The sequence below is a fragment of the Aeromicrobium sp. JP4 genome (assembly GCF_054957925.1).
In genome coordinates this window covers 2,426,269-2,453,129 of the sequence record NZ_CM143290.1, presented here as the reverse complement: position 1 = coordinate 2,453,129, position 26,861 = coordinate 2,426,269, and the positions used below count along the sequence as shown (strand labels likewise).

29 protein-coding genes and 1 tRNA gene are annotated in these 26,861 nt (G+C 69.7%); 13 read left to right on the top strand and 17 right to left on the bottom strand.

The window, feature by feature from the left end:
• Nucleotides 1-16 precede the first annotated feature (16 nt).
• The 3 genes from ACY1JX_RS12025 to ACY1JX_RS12015 are packed head-to-tail and all read left to right on the top strand — an operon-like array spanning nucleotide 17 to nucleotide 3,006.
• Nucleotides 17-1,162 (top strand): MFS transporter, encoded by a 1,146-nt coding sequence (locus ACY1JX_RS12025; RefSeq protein ID WP_286931111.1) that lies wholly within the window; start codon nucleotides 17-19, stop codon nucleotides 1,160-1,162.
• Between the two features lie 14 nt (nucleotides 1,163-1,176).
• Nucleotides 1,177-1,830: a uracil-DNA glycosylase gene (locus tag ACY1JX_RS12020; protein WP_181756120.1), complete on the top strand. Its 654-nt coding sequence runs from the start codon at nucleotides 1,177-1,179 to the stop codon at nucleotides 1,828-1,830.
• 9 nt (nucleotides 1,831-1,839) lie between these two features.
• On the top strand, nucleotides 1,840-3,006 hold the full coding sequence (locus ACY1JX_RS12015; protein ID WP_338072791.1) for an AI-2E family transporter: 1,167 nt from the start codon (nucleotides 1,840-1,842) through the stop codon (nucleotides 3,004-3,006).
• Nucleotides 3,007-3,030: 24 nt separating this feature from the next.
• Here the strand turns inward: ACY1JX_RS12015 and purU are convergent, their stop codons facing one another.
• Genes purU through ACY1JX_RS12000 form a run of 3 tightly spaced genes read right to left on the bottom strand, consistent with a single transcriptional unit; the run spans nucleotide 3,031 to nucleotide 4,629 of the window.
• Complete coding sequence (gene purU, locus ACY1JX_RS12010) at nucleotides 3,031-3,897, bottom strand: formyltetrahydrofolate deformylase (protein ID WP_181752948.1); 867 nt, start codon at nucleotides 3,895-3,897, stop codon at nucleotides 3,031-3,033.
• A 52-nt stretch (nucleotides 3,898-3,949) separates the two neighbouring features.
• On the bottom strand, nucleotides 3,950-4,294 hold the full coding sequence (locus ACY1JX_RS12005) for a DUF488 domain-containing protein (protein WP_286931106.1): 345 nt from the start codon (nucleotides 4,292-4,294) through the stop codon (nucleotides 3,950-3,952).
• Nucleotides 4,291-4,629, bottom strand: coding sequence for a cupin domain-containing protein (locus ACY1JX_RS12000; protein ID WP_462564110.1), 339 nt, complete (start codon nucleotides 4,627-4,629; stop codon nucleotides 4,291-4,293). Before ACY1JX_RS12000 ends, ACY1JX_RS12005 begins: the two co-directional genes overlap by 4 nt.
• 60 nt (nucleotides 4,630-4,689) lie before the next feature.
• Between ACY1JX_RS12000 and ACY1JX_RS11995 the strand changes: the two genes are divergently transcribed.
• Entirely contained in the window at nucleotides 4,690-5,406 is a 717-nt protein-coding gene (locus ACY1JX_RS11995) for an MBL fold metallo-hydrolase (RefSeq protein ID WP_462564109.1), read from the top strand.
• 39 nt (nucleotides 5,407-5,445) lie between these two features.
• Nucleotides 5,446-5,622 (top strand): hypothetical protein, encoded by a 177-nt coding sequence (locus ACY1JX_RS11990; protein WP_462564108.1) that lies wholly within the window; start codon nucleotides 5,446-5,448, stop codon nucleotides 5,620-5,622.
• A 7-nt stretch (nucleotides 5,623-5,629) separates the two neighbouring features.
• On the opposite strand, the gene ACY1JX_RS11985 is transcribed toward ACY1JX_RS11990, so the two are convergent.
• Both ACY1JX_RS11985 and ACY1JX_RS11980 read right to left on the bottom strand, forming a co-directional pair.
• Nucleotides 5,630-5,705 (bottom strand) — tRNA-Thr (locus ACY1JX_RS11985).
• Between the two features lie 36 nt (nucleotides 5,706-5,741).
• Nucleotides 5,742-6,518, bottom strand: coding sequence for a hypothetical protein (locus ACY1JX_RS11980; protein WP_462564106.1), 777 nt, complete (start codon nucleotides 6,516-6,518; stop codon nucleotides 5,742-5,744).
• 24 nt (nucleotides 6,519-6,542) lie between these two features.
• Between ACY1JX_RS11980 and ACY1JX_RS11975 the strand changes: the two genes are divergently transcribed.
• Both ACY1JX_RS11975 and ACY1JX_RS11970 read left to right on the top strand, forming a co-directional pair.
• On the top strand, nucleotides 6,543-7,721 hold the full coding sequence (locus ACY1JX_RS11975) for an amino acid deaminase/aldolase (RefSeq protein WP_462564105.1): 1,179 nt from the start codon (nucleotides 6,543-6,545) through the stop codon (nucleotides 7,719-7,721).
• Nucleotides 7,718-9,001 (top strand): D-arabinono-1,4-lactone oxidase, encoded by a 1,284-nt coding sequence (locus ACY1JX_RS11970; RefSeq protein WP_462564104.1) that lies wholly within the window; start codon nucleotides 7,718-7,720, stop codon nucleotides 8,999-9,001. Before ACY1JX_RS11975 ends, ACY1JX_RS11970 begins: the two co-directional genes overlap by 4 nt.
• 80 nt (nucleotides 9,002-9,081) lie before the next feature.
• Here ACY1JX_RS11970 and rlmB read toward each other — a convergent pair whose 3' ends face one another.
• Nucleotides 9,082-10,026, bottom strand: a complete 945-nt coding sequence (rlmB, locus tag ACY1JX_RS11965; RefSeq protein WP_181752962.1) for a 23S rRNA (guanosine(2251)-2'-O)-methyltransferase RlmB — start codon at nucleotides 10,024-10,026, stop codon at nucleotides 9,082-9,084.
• Complete coding sequence (gene cysS / locus ACY1JX_RS11960) at nucleotides 10,026-11,432, bottom strand: cysteine--tRNA ligase (RefSeq protein WP_462564103.1); 1,407 nt, start codon at nucleotides 11,430-11,432, stop codon at nucleotides 10,026-10,028. Before cysS ends, rlmB begins: the two co-directional genes overlap by 1 nt.
• Before the next feature lie 103 nt (nucleotides 11,433-11,535).
• Here cysS and ACY1JX_RS11955 point away from each other — a divergent pair, with 103 nt between their 5' ends.
• Together ACY1JX_RS11955 and ispF are read left to right on the top strand one after the other, a co-directional pair.
• A complete protein-coding gene (locus tag ACY1JX_RS11955; RefSeq protein ID WP_286931099.1) occupies nucleotides 11,536-12,684 on the top strand; it encodes a peptidase C39 family protein in 1,149 nt (382 codons plus the stop codon).
• Between the two features lie 19 nt (nucleotides 12,685-12,703).
• Nucleotides 12,704-13,174 carry a 2-C-methyl-D-erythritol 2,4-cyclodiphosphate synthase gene (gene ispF, locus ACY1JX_RS11950; protein WP_286931098.1) on the top strand — a complete coding sequence of 157 codons (471 nt, stop codon included), beginning with the start codon at nucleotides 12,704-12,706 and terminating at the stop codon, nucleotides 13,172-13,174.
• Between the two features lie 25 nt (nucleotides 13,175-13,199).
• On the opposite strand, the gene ACY1JX_RS11945 is transcribed toward ispF, so the two are convergent.
• A complete protein-coding gene (locus tag ACY1JX_RS11945; RefSeq protein WP_462564101.1) occupies nucleotides 13,200-13,931 on the bottom strand; it encodes a hypothetical protein in 732 nt (243 codons plus the stop codon).
• 46 nt (nucleotides 13,932-13,977) lie between these two features.
• Between ACY1JX_RS11945 and ACY1JX_RS11940 the strand changes: the two genes are divergently transcribed.
• On the top strand, nucleotides 13,978-14,865 hold the full coding sequence (locus ACY1JX_RS11940; RefSeq protein WP_462564100.1) for an HhH-GPD family protein: 888 nt from the start codon (nucleotides 13,978-13,980) through the stop codon (nucleotides 14,863-14,865).
• Here ACY1JX_RS11940 and ACY1JX_RS11935 read toward each other — a convergent pair.
• Nucleotides 14,803-15,591 (bottom strand): TetR/AcrR family transcriptional regulator, encoded by a 789-nt coding sequence (locus ACY1JX_RS11935; protein ID WP_462564099.1) that lies wholly within the window; start codon nucleotides 15,589-15,591, stop codon nucleotides 14,803-14,805. The genes ACY1JX_RS11940 and ACY1JX_RS11935 overlap by 63 nt on opposite strands.
• 171 nt (nucleotides 15,592-15,762) lie before the next feature.
• On the opposite strand from ACY1JX_RS11935, the gene ACY1JX_RS11930 reads away from it, so the two are divergent.
• Together ACY1JX_RS11930 and ACY1JX_RS11925 are read left to right on the top strand one after the other, a co-directional pair.
• Nucleotides 15,763-16,869 (top strand): acyl-CoA dehydrogenase family protein, encoded by a 1,107-nt coding sequence (locus tag ACY1JX_RS11930; protein ID WP_462564098.1) that lies wholly within the window; start codon nucleotides 15,763-15,765, stop codon nucleotides 16,867-16,869.
• 5 nt (nucleotides 16,870-16,874) lie between these two features.
• Nucleotides 16,875-18,083: an acyl-CoA dehydrogenase family protein gene (locus ACY1JX_RS11925; RefSeq protein WP_462564097.1), complete on the top strand. Its 1,209-nt coding sequence runs from the start codon at nucleotides 16,875-16,877 to the stop codon at nucleotides 18,081-18,083.
• Nucleotides 18,084-18,149: 66 nt separating this feature from the next.
• Here ACY1JX_RS11925 and ACY1JX_RS11920 read toward each other — a convergent pair whose 3' ends face one another.
• The 8 genes from ACY1JX_RS11920 to ACY1JX_RS11885 all read right to left on the bottom strand — a co-directional run bounded on the left by ACY1JX_RS11920 (nucleotide 18,150) and on the right by ACY1JX_RS11885 (nucleotide 25,528).
• Entirely contained in the window at nucleotides 18,150-19,016 is an 867-nt protein-coding gene (locus ACY1JX_RS11920) for an ABC transporter permease (RefSeq protein ID WP_462564096.1), read from the bottom strand.
• The gene (locus ACY1JX_RS11915; protein WP_462564095.1) at nucleotides 19,013-19,960 is read right to left on the bottom strand and encodes an ABC transporter permease; all 948 of its coding nucleotides are present in this window, start codon (nucleotides 19,958-19,960) and stop codon (nucleotides 19,013-19,015) included. Before ACY1JX_RS11915 ends, ACY1JX_RS11920 begins: the two co-directional genes overlap by 4 nt.
• Nucleotides 19,957-20,808 (bottom strand): ABC transporter ATP-binding protein, encoded by an 852-nt coding sequence (locus ACY1JX_RS11910; protein WP_462564094.1) that lies wholly within the window; start codon nucleotides 20,806-20,808, stop codon nucleotides 19,957-19,959. Before ACY1JX_RS11910 ends, ACY1JX_RS11915 begins: the two co-directional genes overlap by 4 nt.
• A gap of 80 nt (nucleotides 20,809-20,888) precedes the next feature.
• Nucleotides 20,889-22,433, bottom strand: coding sequence for an ABC transporter substrate-binding protein (locus ACY1JX_RS11905; RefSeq protein ID WP_462564093.1), 1,545 nt, complete (start codon nucleotides 22,431-22,433; stop codon nucleotides 20,889-20,891).
• Nucleotides 22,430-23,209, bottom strand: a complete 780-nt coding sequence (locus tag ACY1JX_RS11900; RefSeq protein WP_462565887.1) for an ATP-binding cassette domain-containing protein — start codon at nucleotides 23,207-23,209, stop codon at nucleotides 22,430-22,432. The genes ACY1JX_RS11905 and ACY1JX_RS11900 overlap by 4 nt, the downstream gene beginning before the upstream one ends.
• A gap of 294 nt (nucleotides 23,210-23,503) precedes the next feature.
• On the bottom strand, nucleotides 23,504-23,830 hold the full coding sequence (locus ACY1JX_RS11895; RefSeq protein WP_462564092.1) for a putative quinol monooxygenase: 327 nt from the start codon (nucleotides 23,828-23,830) through the stop codon (nucleotides 23,504-23,506).
• A 36-nt stretch (nucleotides 23,831-23,866) separates the two neighbouring features.
• Complete coding sequence (locus tag ACY1JX_RS11890) at nucleotides 23,867-24,667, bottom strand: VOC family protein (RefSeq protein WP_462564091.1); 801 nt, start codon at nucleotides 24,665-24,667, stop codon at nucleotides 23,867-23,869.
• A 51-nt stretch (nucleotides 24,668-24,718) separates the two neighbouring features.
• On the bottom strand, nucleotides 24,719-25,528 hold the full coding sequence (locus ACY1JX_RS11885; protein WP_462564090.1) for an enoyl-CoA hydratase-related protein: 810 nt from the start codon (nucleotides 25,526-25,528) through the stop codon (nucleotides 24,719-24,721).
• 204 nt (nucleotides 25,529-25,732) lie between these two features.
• Between ACY1JX_RS11885 and ACY1JX_RS11880 the strand changes: the two genes are divergently transcribed.
• Nucleotides 25,733-26,839, top strand: coding sequence for an acyl-CoA dehydrogenase family protein (locus ACY1JX_RS11880; protein WP_462564089.1), 1,107 nt, complete (start codon nucleotides 25,733-25,735; stop codon nucleotides 26,837-26,839).
• Nucleotides 26,840-26,861 lie beyond the last annotated feature (22 nt).

The following is a 26,861-nucleotide window of genomic DNA, read 5'->3' as shown; positions in this document are numbered from 1 at the left end:
CTCCTACACTCGTGCCGTGGTGGAAGCGACGATCGGGCGGGCACGCGTGGCCACGTCCACCCTCCTGTTCTCCAACGGCTTCCTGCTCGGGGCCTGGATCGTGCACATCCCCGTGGTCATGGACCGGACCGGGATCTCAGCCGCCACCCTCGGCACGCTGCTGCTGTGGATGGGCGCCTGCGCGTGGCTGGGCATGCAGGCCGCCGGCTTCTTCGTCGACCGCACCGGCAGCGCGCGCGCCGTCACGGTCGCCCTGGTGCTCATGTGCCTGTCCCTGCCGCTGCCGGGGCTCGCGACCGACGTGTGGACGCTGGCCGCCGCGCTGGGCCTCCTCGGCGCCACCAACGGTGTCGTCGACGTGGCCCAGAACGCCCAGGCGGTCACCGTCGAGCGGGCGTACGGCCGGCCCGTGATGTCCTCGTTCCACGCCTGGTTCTCGGCAGGCGGCTTCATCGCCTCGGCCCTCGGCGGCACGATGCTGGCGCTGGGGTGGCCCGTGCCCCTGGACTTCCTGGTGTTCGCGGTGCTCGGACTCGTGCTCGTCGCCCTCGTGCGGCCGCACCTGCTCGACCACGACGTGCAGGACCGCGAGGAGGGTCTCGCGCGGCCGCCGTGGACCGCCCGGATCGTGCTCCTCGGCGCGCTCGCGTTCGCGCTGATGCTCGCCGAGGGCGTGGCCTACGACTGGAGCACCGTCCACCTGCGCGACGAGCTCGGCACGACCGAGGCCGTGGCCGCGGTGGCCTACGGCGCCTTCAGCGCGACGATGTTCGTGACCCGGCTCCTGGTGGACCGCATCGTCGTCGTCACGGGGCCGGGCCCGTTCGTGCGCTGGGCGTCGATCCTCGGGGCGGTCGGCCTCGGCATCGCGATCGTGGCGCCCACGCCGGCGGTCGCCATCCTCGGCTGGGCCGTGGTGGGCATCGGCCTCGCCGGGTGCGTGCCCCAGTTCTTCAGCGCGGCGGGCAACGTGGATCCTCGCCACGGCGCGGCGATCATCGCCCGGGTCACCGGCATGGGCTACGTGGCACTGCTCAGCGGACCCTCGATCATCGGGCTGCTGACCCACTGGGTCCCGCTCACGACGGCCTTCCTGGTCCCCCTCGCGCTGTGCCTGGTCGCCAGCGCGCTCGCCCCCACCGCCCTCAGGAAGCCCGAGTGAGCCTCGAGCACCTGATGGCCCCGGACTGGGCCGAGGCGATGGAGCCCGTCGCGCCGCAGATCGCGGAGATGGGCGACTTCCTGCGCGCCGAGATCGCCGCCGGCCGCTCCTACCTGCCCGAGCCGGACGCGATCTTCCGCGCCTTCCGCACTCCCCTGGCGCAGGTGCGGGTGCTCGTCACGGGTCAGGACCCCTACCCCACTCCGGGCCATCCGATGGGCCTGTCGTTCTCGGTCCGTCCGGACGTGCGACCGCTGCCGCGGAGCCTGGTCAACATCTACCGCGAGCTCGAGGCCGACCTCGGCATCGCGCCCGCACCGCACGGCGACCTGTCGGCGTGGGCCGACCGGGGCGTCATGCTGCTCAACCGCTGCCTCACCGTGCGACCCGGCGAGGCGGCCAGCCACCGCGGCCGCGGGTGGGAGGCGGTCACCGACCGCGCGATCGCCGCTCTCGTCGAGCGCGGCGGCCCGCTCGTCGCGATCTTGTGGGGCCGCGACGCCCAGTCGCTGGCGCCGCGCCTCGCCGACGTGCCCCGGATCGAGTCCGCCCATCCCAGTCCGCTGTCGGCGTCGCGCGGGTTCTTCGGCTCGCGCCCCTTCAGCCGGGCCGACGCGGCCCTGGTCGCCCAGGGCGCGGAGCCGGTGGATTGGGAACTGCACGGATAGGGTTGTGGAGTGACAGAGACACGCATCCGCGACCGCGCCGTGATGATCGACCAGGGCTTCGTCGTGCTCCAGCGCTGGGGCCTGCGCATCATCGTCGTCGCGGCCGCGCTGTACGTGCTCGGCTGGGGCGTCGGCCGCACCTGGATGATCTGGTTCCCGGTCTCGCTGGCGATCCTGTTCGCCACCGTGCTCGGCCCGCCGACCAAGCGCCTGCGTGACCAGGGTGTCCCCGCGGCCGCCGCGGCCGGCGTCGTGATGCTCGCGTTCCTCGCGGCGCTCGGCTTCCTGTTCTCGATCCTCATCCCCCAGCTGGTGGAGGAGGCGCCCGAGATCGCCGATCGTGCCGCCAAGGGCGTCGGCGAGGTCCAGGACTGGCTCGTCAACGGGCCGCTGCCCATCGAGGCGGGACAGATCTCGAACGCCCTCAACTCGGTCGAGGACTGGCTGCGCAACAGCGCCGGCGACATCAGCAGCGGCGTGCTGTCCACGATCGGCGTGGCCACCAACGTGGTCCTCAACACGGTGCTCGTGTTGATCCTGACCTTCCTGTTCATCAAGGACGGCCACCGCTTCCTGCCGTGGGTCGAGCGCCTCGGCGGCCACCGCGTCGGCGGCCACCTGCGCGAGATGCTCTACCGGGCCTGGAACACCCTCGGCGGCTTCATCCGCACCCAGGCGCTCGTGTCGTTCATCGACGCCGTGCTGATCGGCGCCGCGCTGGCGATCGTGGGCCAGCCGCTGTGGGTGCCGCTCGCCGTCATCACCTTCATCGGCGGGTTCATCCCGATCGTCGGTGCGTTCGCCAGTGGCGCGATCGCGGTGCTGGTGACCCTGGTGACCAACTCCCCCCGGGACGCCCTCATCATCCTGGCCGTGATCGTCGCCGTGCAGCAGCTCGAGGGCAACGTGCTCTCGCCGATGCTGCAGGGCAAGAGCATGAACCTGCACCCGGCCGTCGTGCTGATGGCCGTCACCGCCGGTGGCTCGATCTTCGGCATCACGGGCGCGTTCCTCGCGGTGCCCGTCACCGCCACGATCGCCGAGATCCTGCGCTACGCCAACGAGCGGATCGACGCGTCGCTGACCGCCGGGGGTGATCCCGTGGCGGCGCTCACGGCACCCACCGTCGCGGACGTCGACGCCGACGCGTCGGCGGCGCAGGGCCGCGACACCTGAGCGGGGCCGGCCCCGCGACCGGTCTCAGTCGAAGACGACCGTCTTCATGCCGTTCAGCAGCACCCGGTGCTCGGCGTGGGCGCGCACCGCGCTCACCAGCGCGCGGGCCTCGAGGTCCTGGCCCATGGCCGCCAGCTCGGCCGCCGACGAGCGGTGGTCGACGCGGCGGAAGTCCTGCTCGATGATCGGCCCCTCGTCGAGGTCGGCCGTCACGTAGTGCGCCGTGGCGCCGATGACCTTGACGCCGTGACGGTGGGCCTGCTCGTAGGGGCGAGCGCCCTTGAAGCTGGGCAGCAGCGAGTGGTGGATGTTGATGGCGCGGCCGTGCACGTCGCGACACATCTGGTCGGTGAGGATCTGCATGTAGCGCGCGAGGATGAGCGCCTCGGCGCCGCGGCTCTCCATCAGGTCGATCACGAACTGCTCGGTGTCGCGCTTGGTCTCGGGGGTGACCCGGATCTGGTGGAACTCGATGCCGTGCCACTCCACGATGTCGCGCCAGTCGGGGTGGTTCGACACGACCGCGACGATCTCGACGGGCAGCTGGCCCTGGCGCACGTGGAAGAGCAGGCTGTTCAGGACGTGGCCCTGTTTGGACACCATCACCACGACGCGCAGGGGCGCGGTGGCGTCGTGCAGGTCCCAGTCCATGTCGAACGGCTCGAGCACCGGCGCGAGCGCCGCGCGCATGTCCTCGAGCTCGACCTCGCGGTCGGCGGCGAAGCGCACGCGCATGAAGAAGTGCAGCGTGTCGGGGTCGGCGTACTGCTGGCTCTCGGTGATCGTCCAGCCGTCCTGCGCCAGCGTGGACGCGATCGCCGCCACGATGCCGACCCGGTCGGGGCAGGCGAAGGTCAGGATGAAGTCGCTGTGCGGCCGGGGGCTCTCCATGGACGCATCGTCTCAGGTACGCGTCGTGAGCAGGACGCCCAGGTGGAGTAGCTCAGGACTCCTCGAGCCGGTCGCGCAGCAGGAGCGCGTGGTTGTGCTCCTCGTCCTTGGCGGCGAACAGCAGGGTGACCACCTCGTGCTCGTCGACGAGCTCGAGCAGCCGGTCGAGCGCCGGGTTCGTGTCGAGCTCCGCGGCGTACCGGTCGCGGAAGGCCACGAAGTCGAAGTCCCCACCGTGGAAGGCGCGGCGCAGTTCGGTGCTGGGAGCGACCTCCTTGAGCCACACGTCGACCGCGGCGCGCTCCTTCGTCATGCCGCGCGGCCAGAGCCGGTCCACCAGGACCCGCAGGCCGTCGTCGGGCGACGGGTCGTCGTGGACGCGGCGGACCCGGATCATCGGCTCCCGTCGACCACGGTGGTCAGCAGCACCGCGGCGTCGTCGATCGCGAGGAGGTCGTGGCGGTGGTCCGGGATCACCAGCAGCTCGCCGGGCCCGCCCTCCCAGGTGTCGTCCCCGGCCGCCAGGCGCACGCGCCCCGAGAGCACGAAGAGTGTCGCCTCCGCGGGCGCGTCGTGCTCGTCGAGGCGGTGGTCGGCCGCCAGGGCGATGAGCGTCTGCCGCAGCCGGTGGTGGCGCCCCGGATGCAGGGCCACCGCGCTGCGCCCGCTGGGCGCCGACGTGGCCGTCTCGATGTGGTCGTGTGCGAGGGTCGCCAGGTCGGTGGATTCCATGCCCCGACCGTAGCCCGAAGCGGGTGCGCGAAGGCGGCTCGCGTGGGAGAGTCTCGACCCATGCGCATGAAGCTCGGCCGACCTAACCTGTCGACGTACGACGCCCTGTTCGACCTGCCCCCGGCCGCGCCGGACGCCCCGTCGGTCACCTTCGCCGGTGTATCCACGCTGTCATTCGAGTGCAGCGGCTCGGCCCTGCTGGTCGACGGCTTCTTCTCCCGCCCGTCCCTCGCCAAGGTGGGCCTCGGCCGGATCGCGCCGGTTCCCGAGCGGATCGGCGACGGCCTCCGGCGGCTGGGCCTCCTCGGCGCCGGGGCATCGCGCGTCGAGGCCGTCCTGCCCGTGCACAGCCACTTCGACCACGTCATGGACTCGGCCGAGGTCGCGCGGCGGACCGGAGCACTGCTGGCCGGCGGGACGTCCACGCTCAACGTCGGCCGCGGTGCCGGGCTCCCCGACGCGCAGTGCCGTGACCTCGAGCCGGGAGTCCCGACCGCGTTCGGCCCGTGGACCGTCACCGCCGTGCCGTCCGAGCACTGTCCCCCCGACCGGTACCCCGGGACGATCGAAGAGCCGTTGAAGACACCGGCGCGGGCGAGCGCCTACCGCTGCGGCGAGGCGTGGTCGCTGCTCGTCGAGCACCCGTCCGCCGGCGCCACGCTCGTCCAGGGCAGCGCCGGATTCCGGCCGGGCGCCCTGGCGGGACTGCGAGCCGAAGCGGTGTACCTCGGGATCGGGCAGCTCGGCCTCCTCGGCGCGGAGTACGTCGAGGACTAAAGGACCCACACCGTCTCGGCGGTCGGTGCACGTCGGGTGGTGGTGACGCACTGGGACGACTTCTTCCGGCCGCTCACCCGTCCGCTGCGCGCCCTGCCGTACGCGGGTGACGACCTCGACGTGACGATGCGCGAGCTGCGCTACCTCGCGGGCCGGGACGGGGTCTCGCTGCACTTCCCGACGCTGTGGCGGCGCGAGCACCCGTGGACGCCCTGACGCCTCGTGGAGCCCCCGACAGGATTCGAACCCGCGACATCTTCTTTACAAGAGAAGCGCTCTACCGACTGAGCTACAGGGGCGCGGCGGTGTGGCCGCCCGCCTCATCCTAACGACGGTCAGACCCGCCCGGCCTCGCACGCTTCCGCGAAGTCCTCGTCGACCTGCTCGTCCTCGGGGAGGGCCGGGGTGATCGCCTCGTCGCCGTTGCCGATCTCGGCGAACCGGGTCAGGTCCGTGACCTGGTCGTCGGCATCGCCGCCCGGGGTGAGGAACCCGTCGAGCACGATCGCGCAGTCCGCGGCGCCGAACTCCTGCCAGCCCGTGACTGTGCCCCACTCGTCGGTCTCCTCGCCGGCGACGACCCCCTGGGTCCGCAGGACGCCGATGACGCGCACGAGGCCGTCCTCGGTGGTGACCTCGTGCGCGGTGCGGGTCTGCAGCGACACGTTGACCGCCCCGTCGGCGTCCGAGACCTGCCAGACCGCCGTCATCCGGGTGTCGCGCGGGGCGAGGGCCGGGTCCAGCGCCGTCGCCCTGGCCAGGCCCGGCTCGGTCTGGGCGTCGGCGGCGTCCTCGATCGCGGACGCGAGGGACGCCGGAAGGCCGTTCCCGACGGCCCCGGGATCGGTGGCGGCCTGCAGGGCCCACGTGCGGACGGCGGTCACCATCTCGTCGTACTCCCGCGCCGTGACGCCGTCGGGGCGCCGAGGCGGCTCGGGGACGGCTCCGGCGGGCGTGGGCCAGCCGGCGATGCCGAGGTCGTCGAGGGAGATCTGCTGCGTGGGTGCCGGCTGGGGGTCGGGCGTGGCCGACGGCTCGGGATCCCCGGAGCCGCCCGTGCAACCGGCCAGCATGAACGTCACCAACACGAGCAGCAGGACGGGACGACGCATCCGTCCAGTATGCATACTGACCCCGTGGCCCCTCCCAACCCGACGCCCCCGTACCCCCGCCTGCTGCGCGCGACGAGCCTGCTCGACACGCCCTTCGCGCTGATCGACGAGGAGGCGCTGTGGGCCAATGCCGGCGACCTCGTCCGACGGGCCGGCGGGATGCCGATCCGCCTGGCCACCAAGTCGATCCGGGTGCGCTCGATCATCAAGAACGCGCTCACCCTCGACGGGTTCCGCGGCGTCATGACCTACTCGCTGTCCGAGTCGGTCTGGCTGGCCGACCAGGGCGTCGACGACATCCTGCTGGCGTACCCCAGCGTCGAGCGCGAGGCCTACGCCGAGCTCGTCGCCGACGAGCGCCGGCTCGCGTCGATCACCGTGATGGTCGACTCGCTGGAGGCGCTCGACTTCATCGACTCCGTCGTCGGGAAGGACCACCCGCCGATCCGGGTGTGCCTCGACGTCGACTCGTCCCTGCGCGTGCTCGGTGCGCACCTGGGTGCCCACCGCTCGCCCGTGCACACCGGACGCGAGGCCAAGCGGGTCGCGGCCGCGATCTCCGCCCGCCCGGGCTTCGACCTCGTCGGGCTGATGTTCTACGACGCGCAGATCGCCGGCCTGCCCGACGGCGGGCCGGCCATCGCGCTGGTCAAGCGCCGCTCCGCCGCTGAGCTGCGCCGCCGGCGGCGCAAGATCGTCAAGGCCGTGCGGAGCATGACCGACCTGCAGATCGTGAACGCCGGCGGCACGGGCAGCCTCGACGTCTGGCGCGACGACCCCTCGGTGACGGAGATGGCTGCCGGCTCGGGCCTCTTCGTCCCCACGCTCTTCGACGACTACCGTGCCTTCACGCCGCGCCCCGCGGCGTTCTTCGCGCTGTCGGTGGTGCGCAAGCCCTCCCGCGACGCCGCCACGTGCTTCGGCGGCGGCTACATCGCCTCCGGCCCGGCCGGGAAGTCCCGCGTGCCCACCCCCGTGTGGCCCGAGGGGCTCGAGTACTACCCGTCCGAGGGCGCCGGCGAGGTCCAGTCGCCCCTGCGCGGGAAGGTCGCGCGCACCCTGTCCATCGGCGACCGCGTGCTCTTCCGGCACGCCAAGGCCGGCGAGATGTGCGAGCGGTTCGACCGCGTGGCGCTCGTCGACGCCGCCGGGCACGCCTCACTCACCCCCACCTACCGGGGCGAAGGGAAGAACTTCGGATGACCACGTGGAGCAACTGGGCGGGCAACGTCACGGCCAGCCCCGACGCGATCGAGCACCCGGCCTCCACCGACGAGGTGGTCGCCCTCGTGCGCGCCCACCCGCGGGTCAAGGCGGTCGGCGCCGGGCACTCGTTCACCCCCATCGCCGCCCCCGAGGGCGTGCAGCTGCGGCTCGACCGGATGAACCGCGTCCTGCACGCCGACACCGTGAGCGGCCTCGTGCGCGTGCAGGCCGGCATCTCGCTGCACGACCTCAACCGCCGGCTCGACGCGTTGGGACTGGCGCTGCCCAACCTCGGCGACGTCGACCCGCAGTCGGTCGCCGGCGCCACGTCGACCGGAACCCACGGCACCGGTGCGCGGCTCTTCGGCATCGCCCGCGCGGTGGCCGCGCTGCAGCTGGTCACCGCCGACGGGCAGGTGCTCGAGATCGATGCCGGCCACGACCTGTTCGACGCCGCCCGCGTGGGACTGGGCGCCCTCGGGATCGTCACCGAGGTGACGCTGCAGTGCGTCCCGGCGTTCCTGCTGCACGCCCGCGAGGAGCCGATGCCGCTGTCGGCCGTGGTGGCCGACCTCGACGCCCTCGTCGACGGCAACGACCACTTCGAGTTCTACTTCTTCCCCCACACCGACAAGGCGCTGACGAAGCGCAACAACCGGGTCGCCGAGGGCACCGAGCCCCGGCCCCTGTCGCGCTGGCGGCACGCGCTCGACGACGAGTTCCTCTCGAACACGGTCTACGAGCAGGTGCAGCGCCTCTCCACGCGACGGCCCGCGCTGATCCCCAGGATCAACACCCTGTCGGGATCGCTGCTCGGTGCGCGTGAGTACACCGACGCCTCGCACGAGGTCTTCATCTCGCCGCGCCGCGTCCGCTTCCGCGAGTCCGAGTTCGCCCTGCCCCGCGCCGCGGCGGCCGAGGCGATCGCCGAGATGCAGCGCTGGTACGCCCGCACCGACCGGTACGTGTCGTTCCCGGTCGAGGTCCGCTTCACCGCGGCCGACGACATCTGGATGTCGACGGGGCACGAGCGCGACAACGTCTACATCGCGGTGCACCAGTACCACCGCACCGACCCCACGGCGTACTTCGCCGCGATGCAGGACATCTTCACCGCGCACGAGGGCCGGCCGCACTGGGGCAAGATGCACACCCTCGGCGCCGAGCACTTCCGCAAGGTCTACCCGCGGTTCGACGACTTCGTCGCCGTGCGCGACCGCCTCGATCCCGAGCGGAAGTTCACCAACGCCTACCTGCGGCAGGTGCTGGGCGGCTGAGGAAGCGCTGGGAGTGACGTTTGCGGGGTGCGTCACGGCGTGTCGACCCCGCGAACGTCACTGCCAGCGGTTCAGGCTCCTCAGGCGCGCGTCTGGCTGATCGCGTAGAGGGTGATGCCGGCGGCGACGCCCGCGTTGAGCGACTCGAGCGTCGACGACATCGGGATCGACACCAGCTGGTCGACGGTCTCGCCGACGAGCCGGGACAGGCCCTTGCCCTCGCTGCCGATGACGACCACCAGCGGGTCGTTGCCGAGGTCCATGTCGGGCAGCGCCACGTCGCCGTCGGCGGCCAGGCCGATGACCATGAGCCCGGCCTCCTGGTACGCCTTGATCTGGCGCGTCAGGTTGGTGGCCCGGGCGACCGGCACCCGCGCGGCCGCACCGGCGGAGGTCTTCCACGCCGCCGCGGTCATCTGCGCCGCGCGGCGCTCGGGGATCACGACGCCGTGCACGCCGAAGCCCGCTGCCGAGCGCACGATCGCGCCCAGGTTCCGCGGGTCGGTGATGCTGTCGAGCATGACGATCAGCGGCTTCTCACCGCGCTCGGCCGCGAGCTCGAGCAGCTCGTCGGGGTCGGCGTACTCGTAGGCCTCGAGCTTGGCCGCGATGCCCTGGTGGACCGCACCCGACGTGATGCGGTCGAGCTCGACGCGCGCCACCTCGAGCAGCGGCACGTGGTGGTCGGCCGCGAGCTGGAAGATCTCGCGCACGCGGTCGTCGCGGTCGATGCCCTCGGCCACCTGCAGCGACAGCACGGGCACGTTCGCCCGCAGCAGCTCGACCACCGAGTTGCGACCGACGACGAGCTCGGGGCCGTCGTCGTTGCGGCGCTTCGGCCGGCCGGACTGGCGCTTGTCGGCCGCCTTGGCCATCTTGTACTTCTTGTGGTTCGGACGGTCCTCGGCGCGGGGCGTGGGGCCCTTGCCCTCGAGTCCCTGCCGGCGCCGACCGCCGGAGCCGGCGGTGGGATTGCCCTTGCCGGTCTTCTTGATCGCGCCCTTGCGCTTGCTGTTGCCGGCCATCAGTGGCCACCCTTCAGGTTCCAGCGGGTCCCCGAGGGCGTGTCCTCGAGTTCGATCCCCGCAGCAGTCAGTTGGTCGCGGAGCTCGTCCGCGCGAGCCCAGTCCTTCGCCGCCTTCGCCTCGGCGCGCGCCGCGACGAGCGCGTCGACGAGCTGGCCGAGCGCCTCGGTGGCCGCCCCCGACTCGCGCTGGGAGCCCCAGGTGAGCGGGTCGAGCCCCAGGACGTCGAGCATCGCGCGCACGGACGCCAGCGTCTCGGCGAGCCGGGCGGTGTCGCCGTCGGTGAGCTGGCGGTTGCCCTCGCCGATCGTGGCCTGCAGCACCGCGAGGGCGGCCGGCACGGAGAGGTCGTCGTCCATCGCCTCGGCGAACGCCTCCGGCAGCGAGCCGGGCTCACCGGCGCCCACCAGCTCGGCGGCGCGGACGCAGAACCCCTCGATGCGCTCGAACGCCGTGGCCGCCTCGGCGAGCGACTGCTCGCTGAACTCGATGATCGAGCGGTAGTGGGCGGCGACGAGGTAGTAGCGCAGCGCGATCGCCGGGACGCGCTTGACGACCTCGCTGACCGAGAGGGTGTTGCCGACGCTCTTGCTCATCTTGGAGTTGCCCAGGTTGAGCATCGCGTTGTGCATCCACACCCGGGCGAAGGCCTGGCCGGCTGCGCGCGACTGGGCCAGCTCGTTCTCGTGGTGCGGGAAGCGCAGGTCGAGGCCGCCGCCGTGGATGTCGAACTCGTGGCCGAGGTACTTCGCGGCCATCGCCGAGCACTCGAGGTGCCAGCCCGGGCGGCCGCGGCCCCACGGCGTGGGCCACGAGGCGGACTCGGGCTCGTCGGCCTTGCGGCCCTTCCACAGCGCGAAGTCGCGGGGATCGCGCTTGCCCTCCGGCGGCGCGTCGGAGGCGTCCTGCATGTCGTCGATCCGCTGGTTGGAGAGCTGGCCGTAGTCGGGCCACGAGCGCACGTCGAAGTAGACGTCGCCGGAGCCGTCGGTGGCCGGGTAGGCGTGGCCGCGCTCGATCAGCGTCTCGATCATCTCGATCATCTCCGGCACGTGGCCGGTGGCGCGGGGCTCGTACGTGGGCGGGCGGCAGCCGAGGACCTCGTAGGCCGCGTGCAGCGCGCGCTCGTTCTCGTAGGCCACGTCGAACCACGGACGACCCTGCTCGATCCCCTTCGCGAGGATCTTGTCGTCGATGTCGGTGACGTTGGCGATGATCGTGACCTCGAGGCCCGAGCGCTCGAGCCAGCGGCGCAGCACGTCGAAGACCAGCTCCTTGCGGATGTGGCCGATGTGCGGCGGGCCCTGCACGGTCAGTCCGCAGTGGTAGATGCCGACCTGGCCGGGCACGACGGGGTCGAGCGGCCGCAGCTCGCGGCTGGCGGAGTCGTAGAGGCGCATCGTCACGCCCCCAGCGTATCGGCCGCGGACAGGCCCACGGACCGCGACGAACCGCACCAGCGCCGTCACTTCGCTACCAACCGCCACAGTTTTCACTTAGCCTGATCCGGTGATCCGCCGACTCTTCCCCGTCGCGGCAGCGCTCACGGCCCTGCTGACGTCCGTCCTGATCGCGCCCGGCCTGGCCACCGCGCCCGCCGAGGCCGCCTCCTACCCGCGCCCGAAGCTGACCCAGTTCACGCCGAAGCTGACGATTCCCGCCGGCGCGAAGGCCAAGTCCTGGCGCTCGCCGTGGGTCGCGACCCCGCAGGCCAGCACGGCGCTGATCCCCTCGTGGAACGTCACGCGCATGCCCAGCGGCACCTGGATCAAGGTCAAGGTGCGCGTGTCCAGCGGCTCCACCGTGTCGTCCTGGAAGACCGTCGCCCAGTGGCGCCACGCCCTCGCGGGCGGCCAGCGCCGCACGTACGGCGCGCAGGCCGATCGCCTGGCCCGCGTCGACACCGACGTCGTCCGCGCGGTCACCGGCAAGACGTTCACGAAGTGGCAGGTGCAGGTGTCGGCCGGCCGCAGGACCGTCAAGACCAAGACTCCGATCGTGCGCACCGTCGCCGGCGTCTCGTCGACGTACGTGAGCAAGACCGCGGGCACGTCGAAGACCACCATGACGAGCACGGTGGACCTCAAGGTCCCGGCGTCGTCGCAGATGATCCACTCCGGCCACTACCCGCAGTACGGCGGCGGCGGCGAGGCCTGGTGCTCGCCCACCTCGACCTCGATGGTGCTGCGCTACTACGGCCTCGGCCCGAAGGCCGCCGACTACGCGTGGGCGTCCGGCGCCGACCGCTGGGTCGACCACGCCGCGCGCTACTCCTACGACTCGTCCTACAAGGGCACGGGCACCTGGCCGTTCAACACGGCCTACGCGTCGATGTACAGCACCGACGCCGTGGTCCACCGCCTGGTGAACCTGCGCGAGATCGAGGCCTACGTCAAGAAGGGCGTCCCGGTCGTGACGTCCGTGGCGTTCGGCCGCGGCCAGCTGAGCGGCTCGCCGATCAGCGCCACGCCGGGCCACCTCATGGTCGTGCGCGGCTTCACGAAGGGCGGCGACGTCCTTGTGAACGACCCCGCCGGCCGCACGAACTCGCAGGTCCGCCGCACCTACGACCGGGCGCAGTTCGAGCGCGCGTGGCTGAAGGGCAGCGGCGGCGTCGTCTACGTCATCGCGCCGCGGAACAAGCGCCTCACGTTCTGAGCCCGACTAGGGTTCAGGCGTGAGCGCTCCCCGGGTCGGCATCGGAACCGACGTCCACCAGCTCGTCGACGGCCGGCCCCTCTGGGTGGCCGGTCTGCACTGGCCCGACGCCCCGCGCGGGCTGGAGGGCCACTCCGACGGCGACTGCGTCGCGCACGCGATGGTCGACGCCGTGCTGACCGCCGCAGGGCTGGGCGACATCGGCAGCCGCTTCGGCACGGCCGACCCGCGCTACGCCGGAGCGTCGGGCACCGAGTTCCTGCGCGCCACGGCCGACCTCGTCCGCGAGGCCGGGCTGTCCGTCGGCAACGTGAGCGTGCAGCTGATCGGCAACGAGCCGCGCCTCTCCGGCCGCCGCGACGAGGCCACGCAGGTCCTCTCGGAGGCCATCGGAGCCCCGGTCTCGCTCTCGGGCACCACCACCGACGGCCTCGGCCTCACCGGCCGCGGCGAGGGTATCGCCGCCATCGCCGTCGCCCTGGTCCACTAGCGAGCGGCGTCCGCCGGAGGCCCGGTCAGTCGGTGCCGGCCGTCGAGCTGGCCTTGGGCCGCGTCGGCGTGGGCTTCGGCGTCGGCTTCTTCGTGGGTGCCGTGGTGGCCTTGGTCTCGGGCGTCTCGGGCGTCTCCGGCGCGCGGCGCGCGAGCTTGAACGTGACCTCACCGGGCTCGCCGCCGTAGGTGCCGATCTTCAGCGTGTAGCTGCCCGGGGGCGCGAAGCCCTCGCTGCTGCCGCAGCCGGAGCCCGATCCGCGACCGTTCCACTCGACGGGAGCGACGGTGCTCCAGCCGGCGGGCACGGCGACGGCCTCGTCGAAGAAGGCGGTCCGGCACACCGACGAGTCGTAGATCGGCGCGCGCTGGGTGTCGACCACGGCGAGCAGCTCGCTGGCACTGGGGCGGAAGGTGCAGGCGGTGCCGTCGAGCGCCGTCAGCATCAGGTCGATCCTGACCGGGCCACCGGCAAACTGGCCGGCGGGGACCGACGGGACGATCCTCACGTTGTCGGGCTTGCACGGCTTCGCGTCGGTCTCGATCGCCACCGCCACCTGGTCGGTGGGGGCGGCCGTCGCCGGTGCGGTGCTCGCGGTCGGGGTGGGTGTTGGCTCGGTGGCCGCGGTCTGCTTCGCGTCGTCGCCACGGGTGAGGCCGACGAGCTGGACGACGCCCCACGCGATCGCGAGGAGAGCGGCGAGGACGAGCAGCCTCCGCCGCCAGTAGACGTCGCGTCCGACCCGCCCGTTGCTCACCGCTCCACGTTATCCGCACGGTGCCGCGTGAAAGGATCGACGCGCCATGCCTGCGACCACTCCCCCGCCCGCCGAGCTGCACCGGCGCGTCATCGACTGGTACGACGCGCATCGCCGCACGCTGCCATGGCGCGAGGATCCTGATCCCTGGCGCGTCATGGTCTCGGAGTTCATGCTGCAGCAGACCCCCGTCGTGCGGGTGCTGCCCGTCTTCGAGGCGTGGCTCGAGCGGTGGCCCACGCCGGCCGATCTCGCGGCGTCCCCGGCGGGTGAGGCGGTGCGGGCCTGGGGCCGGCTCGGCTACCCGCGCCGGGCGCTGCGCCTGCACGCGGCCGCGACGGCGATCGTCGAGAGCCACGGTGGCGCGGTTCCCGGCACCTACGACGAACTGCTGACGCTGCCGGGTGTCGGCGACTACACCGCCGCCGCGATCGCGTCGTTCGCCTACGGACGGCGGGCCGTGGTGCTCGACACCAACGTGCGACGCGTGTTCGCCCGCGTCGTGTCCGGCGTGCAGTACCCGTCCCAGGGCGTGCTGAGAGCCGAGCGCGACCTGGCGACATCGCTGCTCCCGGAGGACGATGCGGACGCCGCCGCCTGGGCGGCGTCGACGATGGAGCTCGGCGCGGTCGTCTGCACGGCGCGGGCGCCCCGCTGCGAGGAGTGCCCGATCGCCGACGCGTGCCGGTGGCGCGCGGCCGGGTATCCCCCGCACGACGGACCGCCCCGGCGCGGCCAGTCGTGGCACGGCACCGACCGCCAGTGCCGCGGCGCGCTCATGGCCGTGGTCCGCGACGCGGCCGGGCCCGTCGCGCCCGAGCTCGTCGCCGCGGCCTGGTCCGACGCCGCCCAGCGGGAGCGCTGCCTGGACTCACTCCTCGACGACGGCCTGCTCGACCTCACCGACGACGGCCGCCTCACCCTGCCCGGCTGAGTCGGAATCGGGTGCTTCAGGACCCGCGGAGGGCCCGGGGCGGGAGAGACCAAGCGCACTCGCCCACAGCTCGGTCACCACGTCGAGCAGCTGGTCGAGGTCGATGTCGGACCCGAGGGCTATCGCTCGATAGGCCATTCGGCTCACCATGGCGTTGAGTGCCAGCGCGATGAGCCAGGGATCCAGCTGAGGATTGACCAGACCACGCTCTTGGAACTCGCGGATCCTGCGCGCATTCCGGTGTCCGAAGAGATCACCGCGGACGATGCGCATCTCGGCGAAGCCCGGATCGATGGTGGATGCCTGTTCGAAGGCGACCATGAATCGGGCATTGCGCTTGTACGACTCGAAGTAGGCGCGGTGGCCGTCGCGGATCACGCTGATCGGATCGGCCTCGACGTCCTGGAGGCGCCGCATCCGGGGCCTCATCATCTCACCGAAGACGTCGTTGACGACCGCCGCCATGATCTCTTCTTTGCCCGTGAAGTACGTGTAGAACGTTCCCGTGGAGCATCCGGCCTCCACGGTGATGTCGGTGAGACGCGCTCCGATGTAGCCGTCCCGGGAGAAGACCACCTTGGCGCCGGCGATGAGCGCATCGCGAGTCCTGCGGCCCCGGTCGGTCGTGGGAAGGTCCTTCGTGACCGCCGGGTGCTGGAGCAGCAGGTCCTCGCGACCCGGGGCAGCCTGTTCCGAGGTGTCCATGGCGTCGTTCACATCGTCCATGTGACCTCCAGATCAGGGCGTGTCGAGCGAATGCGCTCCTAGCCTACGGGCTCGAAAACGCCGATTGACGCATGCGGACACAACAACTAGATTGAAATATGAAGTTGACCTCAATGTCAACATTTCGAGTCGCCGTCAGACACGTCACCACGCGCGAAAAGGACGACACCTGTGGACTTCTCCCCGACAGCCGAACAGCGGGACCTCACGCGGAACGTGAGGTCCGCCCTCTCCGGACTCGGAGGCGTTGAACGCGCGAGGACGGCCTTCGAATCCGATCCCTCGTCCGCCGAGCCGATCTGGACCTCGCTGGCCGTCGACATGGGCCTCGTGGGTCTCGCCGCTGACGAGGAGGCGGGAGGAGCCGGGTTCCTGCCAATCGAGCTGTGCATGGTCCACGAGGAACTGGGTCGACACCTGGCACCGGTGGCCCTCTTGACGACGGTCGTGACGACGCGCCTGCTGAGCCTCTGTGCGGCAGACCCCGTGCGGGACCGACTTCTCGCCGACACCATCGAAGGCCGCCTCCGGCTGACCGAGCTCCTCAGCGCTCGCATCCCTCAGCCGGACCTCACCGTCACCAGGGGCGACGACGGCCGGTGTGTCGTCAGTGGCACGTTGGACGGCATCTGGCACGCCGACACGATCAACGGCGTAGTCATGGATGCGGACATCGATGGCGCGCCCGTTCTCCTGCACCTTCCCATCACCCCCGACACGACCACGCGGCAACCCACTGCCCTCGACCTCACGCGTCTCACGGGTCGCGTACAGCTCGATCGCGTGGAGGCACACGAGCTCCAGCCGCGCATCGACCTCGACGCACTACGCGCGCACATCACCATGCTCGCCCGACTGCTGCTGGCGAGTGAGCAGCTGGGCGTGGCCGCGGCGAGCATCGATGCGGGCGCCGAGTGGGCGCGGAACCGCGAGCAGTTCGGACGACCCATCGGATCGTTCCAGGCCATCAAGCACCGGCTCGTCGACGCCTACAACGACACCGAAGCTGCTCGCACCCTGGTCTACCTCGCCGCGTGGTCAGCGAGCCAGGACGCGCCGAGCCTCGAGGCCGACGTCGATGAAGCGTTGCTCGCAGCCAACGACGCAGCGACGCGGTCGGCCGGCGCCGCCCTCCAGGTGCACGGCGGAATCGGATTCACGTGGGAGCACCAGTCCCACCTCTACCTCCGCCGGTCGCGAGCCAATTCGCTGACCCATTCGACACGGGCGAGCCATCTGGAGCGCATCGCCGCCCGCATCCTCGACCGGGAGAAGTGAGAACGATGGATCTGAGTTTCGGACAGGACGCCCGGGAGTACCGCGCCGAGATCCGCCGGAAGGTGGCGGAGTTCCTCCCTGCGCACTGGAGTGGCATCGGCGCAGTCCCGGCATCCGAGCGAGCTGCCTTCATCGAACGCTGGCGCGGCTTCCTCATCGAGAACGGTCTGATCGCGATGCACTGGCCGAAGGAGTTCGGTGGAGCTGGTCTGAGTTCCTTGGAGCAGACGATCGTCAACGAGGAGTTCACGCTCGCCGGGATCCCGCTGCTGCTGACCGACAATGACGCTTCGGGCTTCCAGCTCATGGCGAACACCCTGCTCGTCCATGGCACCGATGAGCAGCGACAGTACTTCCTGCCCAGGATCCTCTCGGGCGAACACCTCTGGTGCCAAGGGTTCTCCGAACCGGGTTCGGGATCCGACCTCGCCTCGGTGTCCACAACGGCACGCCTCGAGGACGGCAACTGGGTCATCAACGGGCAGAAGATCTGGACCTCCGCCGGCCACTTGGCCAACTGGATGTTCGTCCTTGTTCGCACCAACCCGGACGTGGCGAAGCATCGCGGACTGACGATGCTCCTCCTGCCCATGGACCAGCCGGGCGTGACCGTCCGTCCCATCCGGCAGATCAACGGCAACGCCGAGTTCAACGAGGTCTTCTTCGACGATGCGACCACCCCCGAGGACCACGTCATCGGCCAGGTCGACGGAGGCTGGTCGGTGGCGATGACTATCCTCGGCCTGGAACGTGGCGAGAACGCAACAGCGATGCTGCTGCGCTTCGAGGCGGAGTTCGAGCGCTTCGTCGAACTCGTGCAGCGTCTGGGCCGTGACCGTGACCCGTACGTCCGGGTCGGTCTCGCCGAGGCCTACCTGAAGCTCCGCAAGCTCCGGGGGCTGTCGCTGCGCGCCATGTCGTCCTTCATCAACGGCGAGGACCTCGGCGCAGACGCCGCCCCCGTCAAGCTCGCCTGGTCCGAGTACTGGCAGGACCTCACCGATCTAGCTCTCGACGTCCTCGGCCCCGAGGCCGTCCTGCCCACCGATCATCGTCCCAGCGGCGCGGACGGGCCCGACCTCCCGGGCTCGCCGAACGACTCGGGCTCATGGGTGGGCACTTGGCTGAACTCGCGTGCCGCGACGATCTACTCCGGCACGTCGGAGATCCAGCGCAACATCATCGGCGAGCGGATTCTGAAACTCCCCAAGTGACCGACTGAAGGGGCCCGCATCGCCATGCGATGCGCGCCCCTTCTTCGGCTCAGGTGGCGACTCGTTCTAGCCGACATCGAGGTGCACGCGGAGTGCATCCCCGATCCGGCTGATGGAGAACGCGGCAAGGACGATCACGACACCAGGAACGATCGTCGCGAACGGCGCCTTGGTGAAGTACAGATAGACGTCGGCGAGGTCACGGCCCCATGAAGCGTCTGGCGGCTCTGCGCCAAGACCGAGGAAGCTCAAGCCGGCCTGGACAATCAGCGCGACGCTGGCCAAACTGCACGCTTGAACCAGAACGGGCGCGAACGCATTGGGCAGGACGTGCCGGAAGGCGGCACGCACGCTACTCACGCCCAAGGACCGGGAGATCAGAACGTAGTCGGACCGCCTGATCGGGATGATGCTGGAACGCAACTGCATCGCGATGCTTGGGGAGAATACGAAGCCCACGGCTACCATCGACATGGCCAGACCGGAGCCCAGCACGCCAGTGATGGCGATCGCCAGCACGAGTCCGGGGATGGAGAGGATCGCGTCCGCTACCCGCATGCTTCCCTCGTCGAAGAGACCACCGATGTACCCGGCGGCGAGGCCCCACGGTACGCCGATGATCAGGAGCGTCGCGACCGCGATGGCGGTTCCGCGGAACGATGCCGCAGCACCGTAGAGCACTCGGCTCAGGACGTCGCGGCCCGCCTGATCAGTGCCGAGCCAGTGCTCCGAGGACGGCCCCAGCAGTGATTGGCCCGCGTTCGTCTTCAATGGGTCATGAGGCGCGATCCACGGTGCCAGCAGCCCTCCGAGAAGCAGCACAGCGATCACGACGATCGCGAGGATGGTCACCCAGTCGTACGGCTTCTCTCGGCGGCGTACCTCCGCCGTGGTCTCTCCGTCCACCTGGCCTTGGACCAAGGACGACGTCATGCCTTCTCCTTCCGTCGGCGCGGGTCTATCGCGAGCATGATGAGGTCGGCGACCATCGACAACACGACGACCGTCACCGCCAGCATCAGGACGATCGCCTGCAAGGTCGAGTAGTCCCGGTAGGTCACGGCATCGAGCACCGCCGAGCCGAGACCCGGCAGCACGAAGACCACGTCGATGATGACCAGCTCACCGACGAGCAGCGCGATCAGGAACGGCACGAAGGTCACGATCGGCCCCAGGGCGTTCCTCAGCGCGAGGTCGAAATAGATACGCCGCGAGTTGATGCCCATGGCCCAAGCCGTACGGACGTAGGGACTCTCCAGAGCTGCCACCATGGCGCTGCGGACATGGCGGACCATCATGGCGGTCGCCGGCACGGCCACGAGGATCACGGGCATCAGCAAGGACTGGAGGTGCGGGACCAAGCCCTCCGAAAGTGGGGTGTAGCCATTGACGGGGAGCAGGCCCAGCGTGGCGCCGAAGATGCCGGCGCACATCGTTGCGAGCCAGAACACGGGGATGGACACGCCCAGCCCCGACGAGGCGAAGAGAAACCGGCCGAACCGGCCATTGCGCGAGATCGCCGCGTACATGCCCAGCGCGCCGCCTCCGAGCAGTGCGATCAACGCCCCGAGTCCCACGACTTCGATCGTGGACGTCAAACGTGGGGCGATGACGTCCCAGACCGGGACGCCGTTCGCATAGGACGTACCAAGATCGCCGCGGAGCAGACCACCGAGCCAGTCGAAGTACTGCACCCACAGCGGCCGGTCGAGTCCGAACCGCTCGTTGATCATGTTGATGGTCTCGGGATTGCTCGACCCACTCGCCAGTGCTTCGGCCACACCTCCCGGGATGATCGCGCGCAGCATGAACGTCAGGACGGTGATGAGGAACAGCGTGGGGATGAGGACCCTCAGACGGTTCAGCAACAGCCTCATGCAGCACCTCCCCCGCCGACGACCTCGTGATCGAACGCCCCGGCGGCGAAGTCCGGCATCTCGACGAACTCCGTCAGGGTCCCTCCGATACGGGGGATGCTGTTGAGCAGCGCCGCCGTGTAGGGGTGCTGGGGGTCCGTGATGACGTCATGGGTGTCTCCCCGCTCCACCACGCGTCCGCGGTACATCACGGCGAGGGAGTCGGAGACCTCCTCGAGTACACCGATGTCGTGGGAGATGAGCATCACCGCCAGGTTCCGCTCGTCCGCCACCTTGCGGATGATGTCGATCACCTCGCGCTGCACCGTCACGTCGAGTGCCGTGGTGGGCTCGTCGGCGAAGAGCACCTCGGCTCCGCACACCAGCGCCATGGCGATCATCACCCGTTGGCACATTCCCCCCGAGAGCTCGTGCGGATAGCTGCTCATCACGCGGTCGACATCGCGTAGACGCACGTCGTGAAGCGCGCGCACCACGCGGTCACGTGCTTCGGCGGCATCGCATTCGGTGTTTGCCATGACCGCGAGTGTCATCTGACGCTCGATTTGGACGAGCGGATTCAATGCGGTGACCGTCTCCTGGAAGATCATCGTCATCCCGGCTCCCCTGATCCGTGACTTCTCCCGGTTGCTCATTCCCACCAGCTCCCGGCCACGGAAGGTGATGGAGCCCTCGACCCGTGCGTTGGGCGGTGTCAGTCCCATCGCCGCCAGAGCAGTCATGCTCTTGCCGCTGCCCGACTGCCCCGCGACCCCGAGGACCTGCCCGGGCGTCAGCTGGAGGCTGACGCCCGAGACAGCCCTTGGCCCCTGGCCGAAGTCGACCGTGAGGTCTCGGATCGAAAGCACCGGGTCGTGATCCACCGTCGGTGGTTGAGTTCCCATGTCCCGTTCAGATCCCTTCATGTTCGCTCCGTCCCAGCCGGCGCTCAGTCAGCGGGCTGGAAGAGGGCCAAGTCCATGTCGAAGTGCAGGAGGTCCGGCTGGTAGCCGGTCACCGACTTGGAGTGCGCGATGGCCAGCGGCTTGGTGTACAGGTTGGCCATCATCGGGTTGTCGAACGTCGACTCCTCGAGCTCGTGGACCAGCGCGACCTGCTCGTCCTCGTCGAAGATCTCGTCGAGCTGGTCGAGCTTCGCCTGGGACATGTAGTCCTGCGCACCGAGGTTCCAGATTCCGTCCTTCGAGTACTCGATCCGCAAGGTGTCGCGCGGCGTCGGCTGTCCCGGCCAGGTGTTGAACATGCAGTCCGGAGCCTTCTGCGCAGCAGCCACGTCAGCGCCCTGCGCGAAGGCCGCGATGGCCTCGGAGTTGGCCATCGTGTCCAGATTGACCTTGATGCCCACCTCCGCCAGGTCCTCCAGGATGAAGGGAGCCGCCGTCTCGAAGCCCGAACCGGTGTACGTCACGCAGTCGAGCTCGACCTCCGGTGTTCCCGCGTCGGCCAGCAACTGCTTCGCCTTGCCCTGATCGAAGGCGAACATGCTCTGCGCACGCTCACTGCTGAACTTGTAGCTGGGCGGGAAGATGCTCCCGCTCGCCTCACCGAGGCCAGCCGTGGCCTCCTTGGCCAGGTTCTCCCGATCAAGGGCGAAGGCGAACGCCTGACGCACCCGGGGATCCTTCAGTCCGGGCTTCGTGGGGTTGAATTGGATGTGGTAGACCGCCAGGGAGGGATTCACCTCGACGACCAGGTCATCGTTTTCCTGCAGCGTCTCGACGTCGTCGAAGGCGGTCCTCATCTGGACGTCGATCGCGCCGGACTCGAGCGCCTGGTTGATCGACACGGGCGTCTTGTAGAAGTTCACCTCGATCTGGTCGTAGAAGCCGCGCTCCTCGTTCCAGTAGTCGGGATTCTTCTCGAAGGAGATCTTGGATCCCGGGGAGTTCGCCTTCAGCTTGTACGGTCCGGACCCCACCGGCGAGGGTGTGACGTCGTCGGTGGACTCGAAGGCCTTTGGCGAGACCATGTACCCCGCGTACCCGGAGAGCTGGAAGGGCAGCCACCCGTTGTCCTTGGCCATGTTGAGCCGGACCTCGGTCGGCGAGACGACCTCGACGGACTCCACGCCCACGATCGGGCCGACCTTCACGGTCTTGAAGCCGCGATCCAGGTTGGCCTTGACCGCCTCGGCGTCGACGGGCGTGCCGTCGGAGAACTCGACTCCCTCACGAAGCTTCAGGTCGAAGGTCGACTTGTCATCGGAGTAACCCCACTCGGTCGCGAGTCCCGCTTCGATCTCGCCGGACTCCGGATCGGTCTGGAGCAAACGGTCGTACAGCAGCCCGAGGTAGGCGAAGTCGACGCCGCTGGTGGCGTTGACGGGATCCAGGCTGCTCGGCGTGATCGCCGATCCCGCCTTGAGCGTGCCACCGGCGTCGGAGCCTCCTCCGCCGTCGCTGGTGCAAGCAGTGAGGGCCGCCGTCATCACGAGGGCCGTGAGGGCTGCCGCGCCAATTCTGAACGTGTTCACTTGCGTTCTCCTTCTCGGTGGGGTTCCGCGATCTTCGCCGCTGTGACGTGCATGGCCGCCGGCGTTCTCTCGAGCCGTGGGATGGCTGCGAGGAGTCGCTGCGTGTAGGGATGCTCCGGGGATTCGACGACCTGCTTGACGGGTCCGGACTCCACGACCGATCCGGTGCGCATGACCAGCACTCGGTCCACCAACTGGCTCACGACGGCGAGGTCGTGGGAGATGAAGACCATCGCGATCCCCTCCTCCCTGCGGATGCGGATCAGGAGGTTCAGGATCTTGGCGCGTGCCGACACGTCGAGGGCCGACACTGATTCGTCGCAGACGAGGAGGCGCGGTTGTGCCGCGAGCGCACGCGCGATGGCCACCCGCTGGCGCTGCCCACCGGAGAGCTCGCGCGGCTTGCGTCTCGCCAGCTGCGGATCCAGCCCGACGCGGTCCAGGTAGCTCACCGCCTCGGCCACGTGGTGCTTCCTGATAGAACCCCCGCCTGCCATCGCCTCGGCGATACAGGTCCCCACGTTCGCTCGGGGATTCAGGGCTGTCGCGGAGTCCTGGAGGATCATCTGCACGCCCGGTCGCCCCAGGGTCGGAGCGTCATCCGGATCGTCCACGGTGCCGTCGAAGGTCACGCGCCCGACTGTCTGTCGATGGAACCCGGCCAGGACCATGCCCACCGTGGACTTGCCACTTCCGGACTCCCCGACGATCCCGAGTATCTCGGACGGTCCCACGTCGAAGCTCACGTCGCCGACAGCGCGAAGGGTGCCGCCCATCGCGAGGTGGTAGTCGATCGTCAGGTTCTCCACCTCGAGCAGTCCCGAGGTGGCACGACCGGCGGTCGCGGGTCTGGCTGCAGCTGTTGGATCCACGAGGGCTCCCTTTCCATCTGTGACCTGTGCCACACAAGTTACGTCGGGTTGAAGTTGACGTCAATGCCAAGTCTGCGGGGAGAGACGGGCTCCCCCAGGGCTATTTCCGGGCATGGCAGAGCCGCCCGCGGAGCACGAGAGAGCCCCGGCCCCTCGGAGGAATGCCGACTGCTGGGTCGCTGCGGGGGAAGCGTCCACTCAGCCCCGGCCGGCCTCCATGGCGAGCGCGACCTGATCACCTGCGGGATCCATGATGAGCACGTCGGGGCCGGACAACAGGGACCCCTTCAGCGCTCGGCCGAGCGTGCGGATGCTCGGGTTCGCATTGTGCCGTTCGATGGCCTCGTCGGACTCGTAGGCCTCGAACAGGACGTAGTGGACGCCGGATCCGCGGACCTTCTGCAGGTCGTAGCGGAGGCAGCCGTCGTCGGCCAGAAAGTCCGCGCGGGTCTCGGCGAACGCCGTCTCGAACTGCTCGTTGGTTCCTTCGTGAATGGTGAACGACACTGAGGCGTTGATCGTCATGAGGACATCTCCTGGGTGGGGTCGAGTGGAAAGGGCTCAGCGAGGCACCACGACGATGCGGACCCCGCAGAAGGTGAACTCGGCGCCCACCACCCCGTGGCCCTTGGCGCGGGCGCGCTCGAGCACGGCATCGGGGTCGGAGGCCTCGATGAACAACCGCGTGAACGCGTTCACCTCGCCGGCCACGAACCGGTCGACCCCGCCTCCGTCGAGCTCGATGGCGGGGCTGCCGTCCCTCGACGTGACTGGCTTGTCCATGAGTCCCGCCCACGTCCGGGCCATGGCCTGCGCGTCGGTGCTGGTGCACTCGGCCCCGACGATCCGGGGCAGGTCATCGCCCTTCTTCACCACCTCCTGCCAGCGGATGCCGGCAGGAGCGTAGGCACCGAAGAGGTCGCTGCCCCCATCGGTCTGGCTGAACTCCATGAGAGTTCCTCCGACCGACCGGGGATCCAGCTGAAGATGGCGGAAGGAGTCGTACCCGTACTCGGGGAGGTTCTGCTCCGGGGCACGCAGGTCGGGCGTGCTTTCGTACGCGACGCGGACGCCCTGTTCGTCGACGCGCGCACGGATCGCGTCGTACTCCTCGGTGTCGTGGATCACCATGTAGCCCGCACCCCCCGGGTGCTTGGCGAGGAATCGGGTAGCCGTGGTGCCGTCCTTCGTCGGGGCGATGAACTCGACGAACGTCCCGCCGAAGCCCAGCAGGGCGTTCTCCAGCCCGAAGTCGACGATCAGCGGATCCCGGTAGGCGATCTGCACCCCGAAGATCTCCGCCAGCTCATCGGCGTCTTGGATGCGTGGGGAGGCGATGCACACCTGGCGCAGTCGAATCATGGCGAAGTCCTTTGTTCTCAGAGGGAAGGTGGGATGGCGTGATTCCGGCGCTCAGGCGCCCGTGAACCGAGGCTCGCGTCGCTCGAGGAACGCGTTGGCCGCCTCGACGAGATCGGTGGTGCGCGAGCAGTCGGCATGACGCTGGGCTTCGATGGCGCTGGCCTCGGCGAACGTCAGGTTCGCCGCGTCGGTGAAGTTGGCCTTCAAGCCCGCCAGTGCGCGGGGCGCCTTCCGCGCCAGGGTCCGGGCCATCGCCTCGACCTGGTCGTTGAACTCCTCCGACGGGTGCACCGCGGTCACCAGACCCCAGTCCGCGGCCGTACCCGGGTCGATCTTCTCGTTGAGGAACGCCATCCTCTTGGCGCGCGACTCGCCGATAAGCTTGGTCAGCAGCCAGGTGCCCCCGAAGTCGCCCGAAAGCGCGGCGTCGACGAAGGCGGAGCGGAACACCGCGGCGCTCGAACTCACGCGGAGGTCGCAGGCGGCGGCGAGCGACAGGCCGGCCCCGGCACAGGCCCCGTTGACGGCCGCGATCGACACGGCGTGGGAGGACCTGAGGAGCTCCGAGGTGCGCATGTGTCGATGCAGCTTCTCGGTGGCCGCGCCCCGGGAGACCGGCTCCGCGTCACCGAACCCGCTGAAGGCGTCGAGATCACCACCGACGCAGAACCCTCGCCCGGCTCCGGTCAGGACGATGACCCTGACGCTCTCGTCAGCCGTCACCTCCGCGGTGAGGTCAACCAGCAGGTCAAGCATCTCGTCGCTCATCGCATTGAGTCGATCCGGGCGGTTCAGCGTCAGCCGGGCAACCCCTTCCGAACGGGTCAGAATGACTGGCGTTTCACTGGTTTCGACCTGCACTGAGTAGCTCCTCGAAGTAGGTTCTCGCGGCATGCCGCCTGCCGGAAGTGAAACCCGACATGAACCAGAAGTCAAGGTCAACTTTAACTTGACGTCATACTCAACTCACGATTAGCGTGATGCGCATCACGTCCTTCGTAGCCTCCTCGGCGCCGCCTCGCCAACCCGTGCGAACCCCGCCGTTCCCGACCCGAAAGGCACACCATGGAGTTCTCCTTCACCAGGGAGCAGGAAGACCTGCGCGGCTCCGTTCGGAGCTTTCTCGAGCGCCATTCCGGAAGCGCGGCCCGCAACGAGCTGCTGTCGAAGGGGTACACCTTCGACCGCAGCGTGTGGACGGGCATGGCCCGGCAGCTCGGCCTGACCGGCCTGGCCCTTCCCGAATCCGCGGGCGGCAGCGAGGCAGGCTTCATCGAGTCGTGCATCGTCGCCGAGGAGCTCGGCCGCGATCTCTACGCCGGGCCGTACTTCTCCACGGTCGCCGCGAGCTGGATCCTGGAGCAGAGCGAGGCGGACAGCTCGGACCTGTTGACGTCACTCGCCGACGGGTCGCGAGTCTTCACGGTCGCGGTCGTCGACGAAGGACGCACCTGGGCACGCCCGGGTGACTCGACGCGGGCGACCCGCACCCGCGAGGCCCACCGGTTGTCGGGGGTCAAGATCAACGTCACCGACGCCGGGGAAGCCGACTCCTTCGTCGTCCTGGCCCAGCAGCCGGAGGGGTTGGCATGGTTCCACGTGGCCGCCGACGCGGAAGGCGTCAGTGTCGACCTGGGCGAGAGCCTCGATCTCACCCGCCCCGTCGGAAGCCTCGTCCTGCACAACGCACCGGCGACTCTCCTCGTGGGCCCCTCCACGGCCGCAGACCTGTGGGAAACGGTCCACGACAAGGCTGTGGTCCTCCTCGCGTCGGAGATGGTCGCGGGCGCAGAGGCCGCGCTCCAGCAGTCCGTCACGTGGAGCAGCGAGCGGACGCAGTTCGGCCGGCCGATCGGCTCCTTCCAGGCCCTCAAGCACCTGTGTGCGGACGCCCTCGTCGACATCGAGGCCGCACGTGTCCTGGCCAACTACGCCGCGTGGGCGATTGAGGCGGACAGCCCGGACCGCAAGGTGGTCGCGTCGATGGCGAAGCAGGCGGCCTCGGACGCCTTCACCCTGGCGGCGGGCAACAACATCCAGATCCACGGCGGCATCGGCTTCACGTGGGAGCACACGGCACATCTGTACTTCCGCCGCGCCAAGGCCTCGTCGGTGCTGTTCGGGACACCTCATCAGCACCGCAACCGCATCGCCGACCTTCTCGCCGTCTGACCCGGCGCTTTCCCCGAACTCA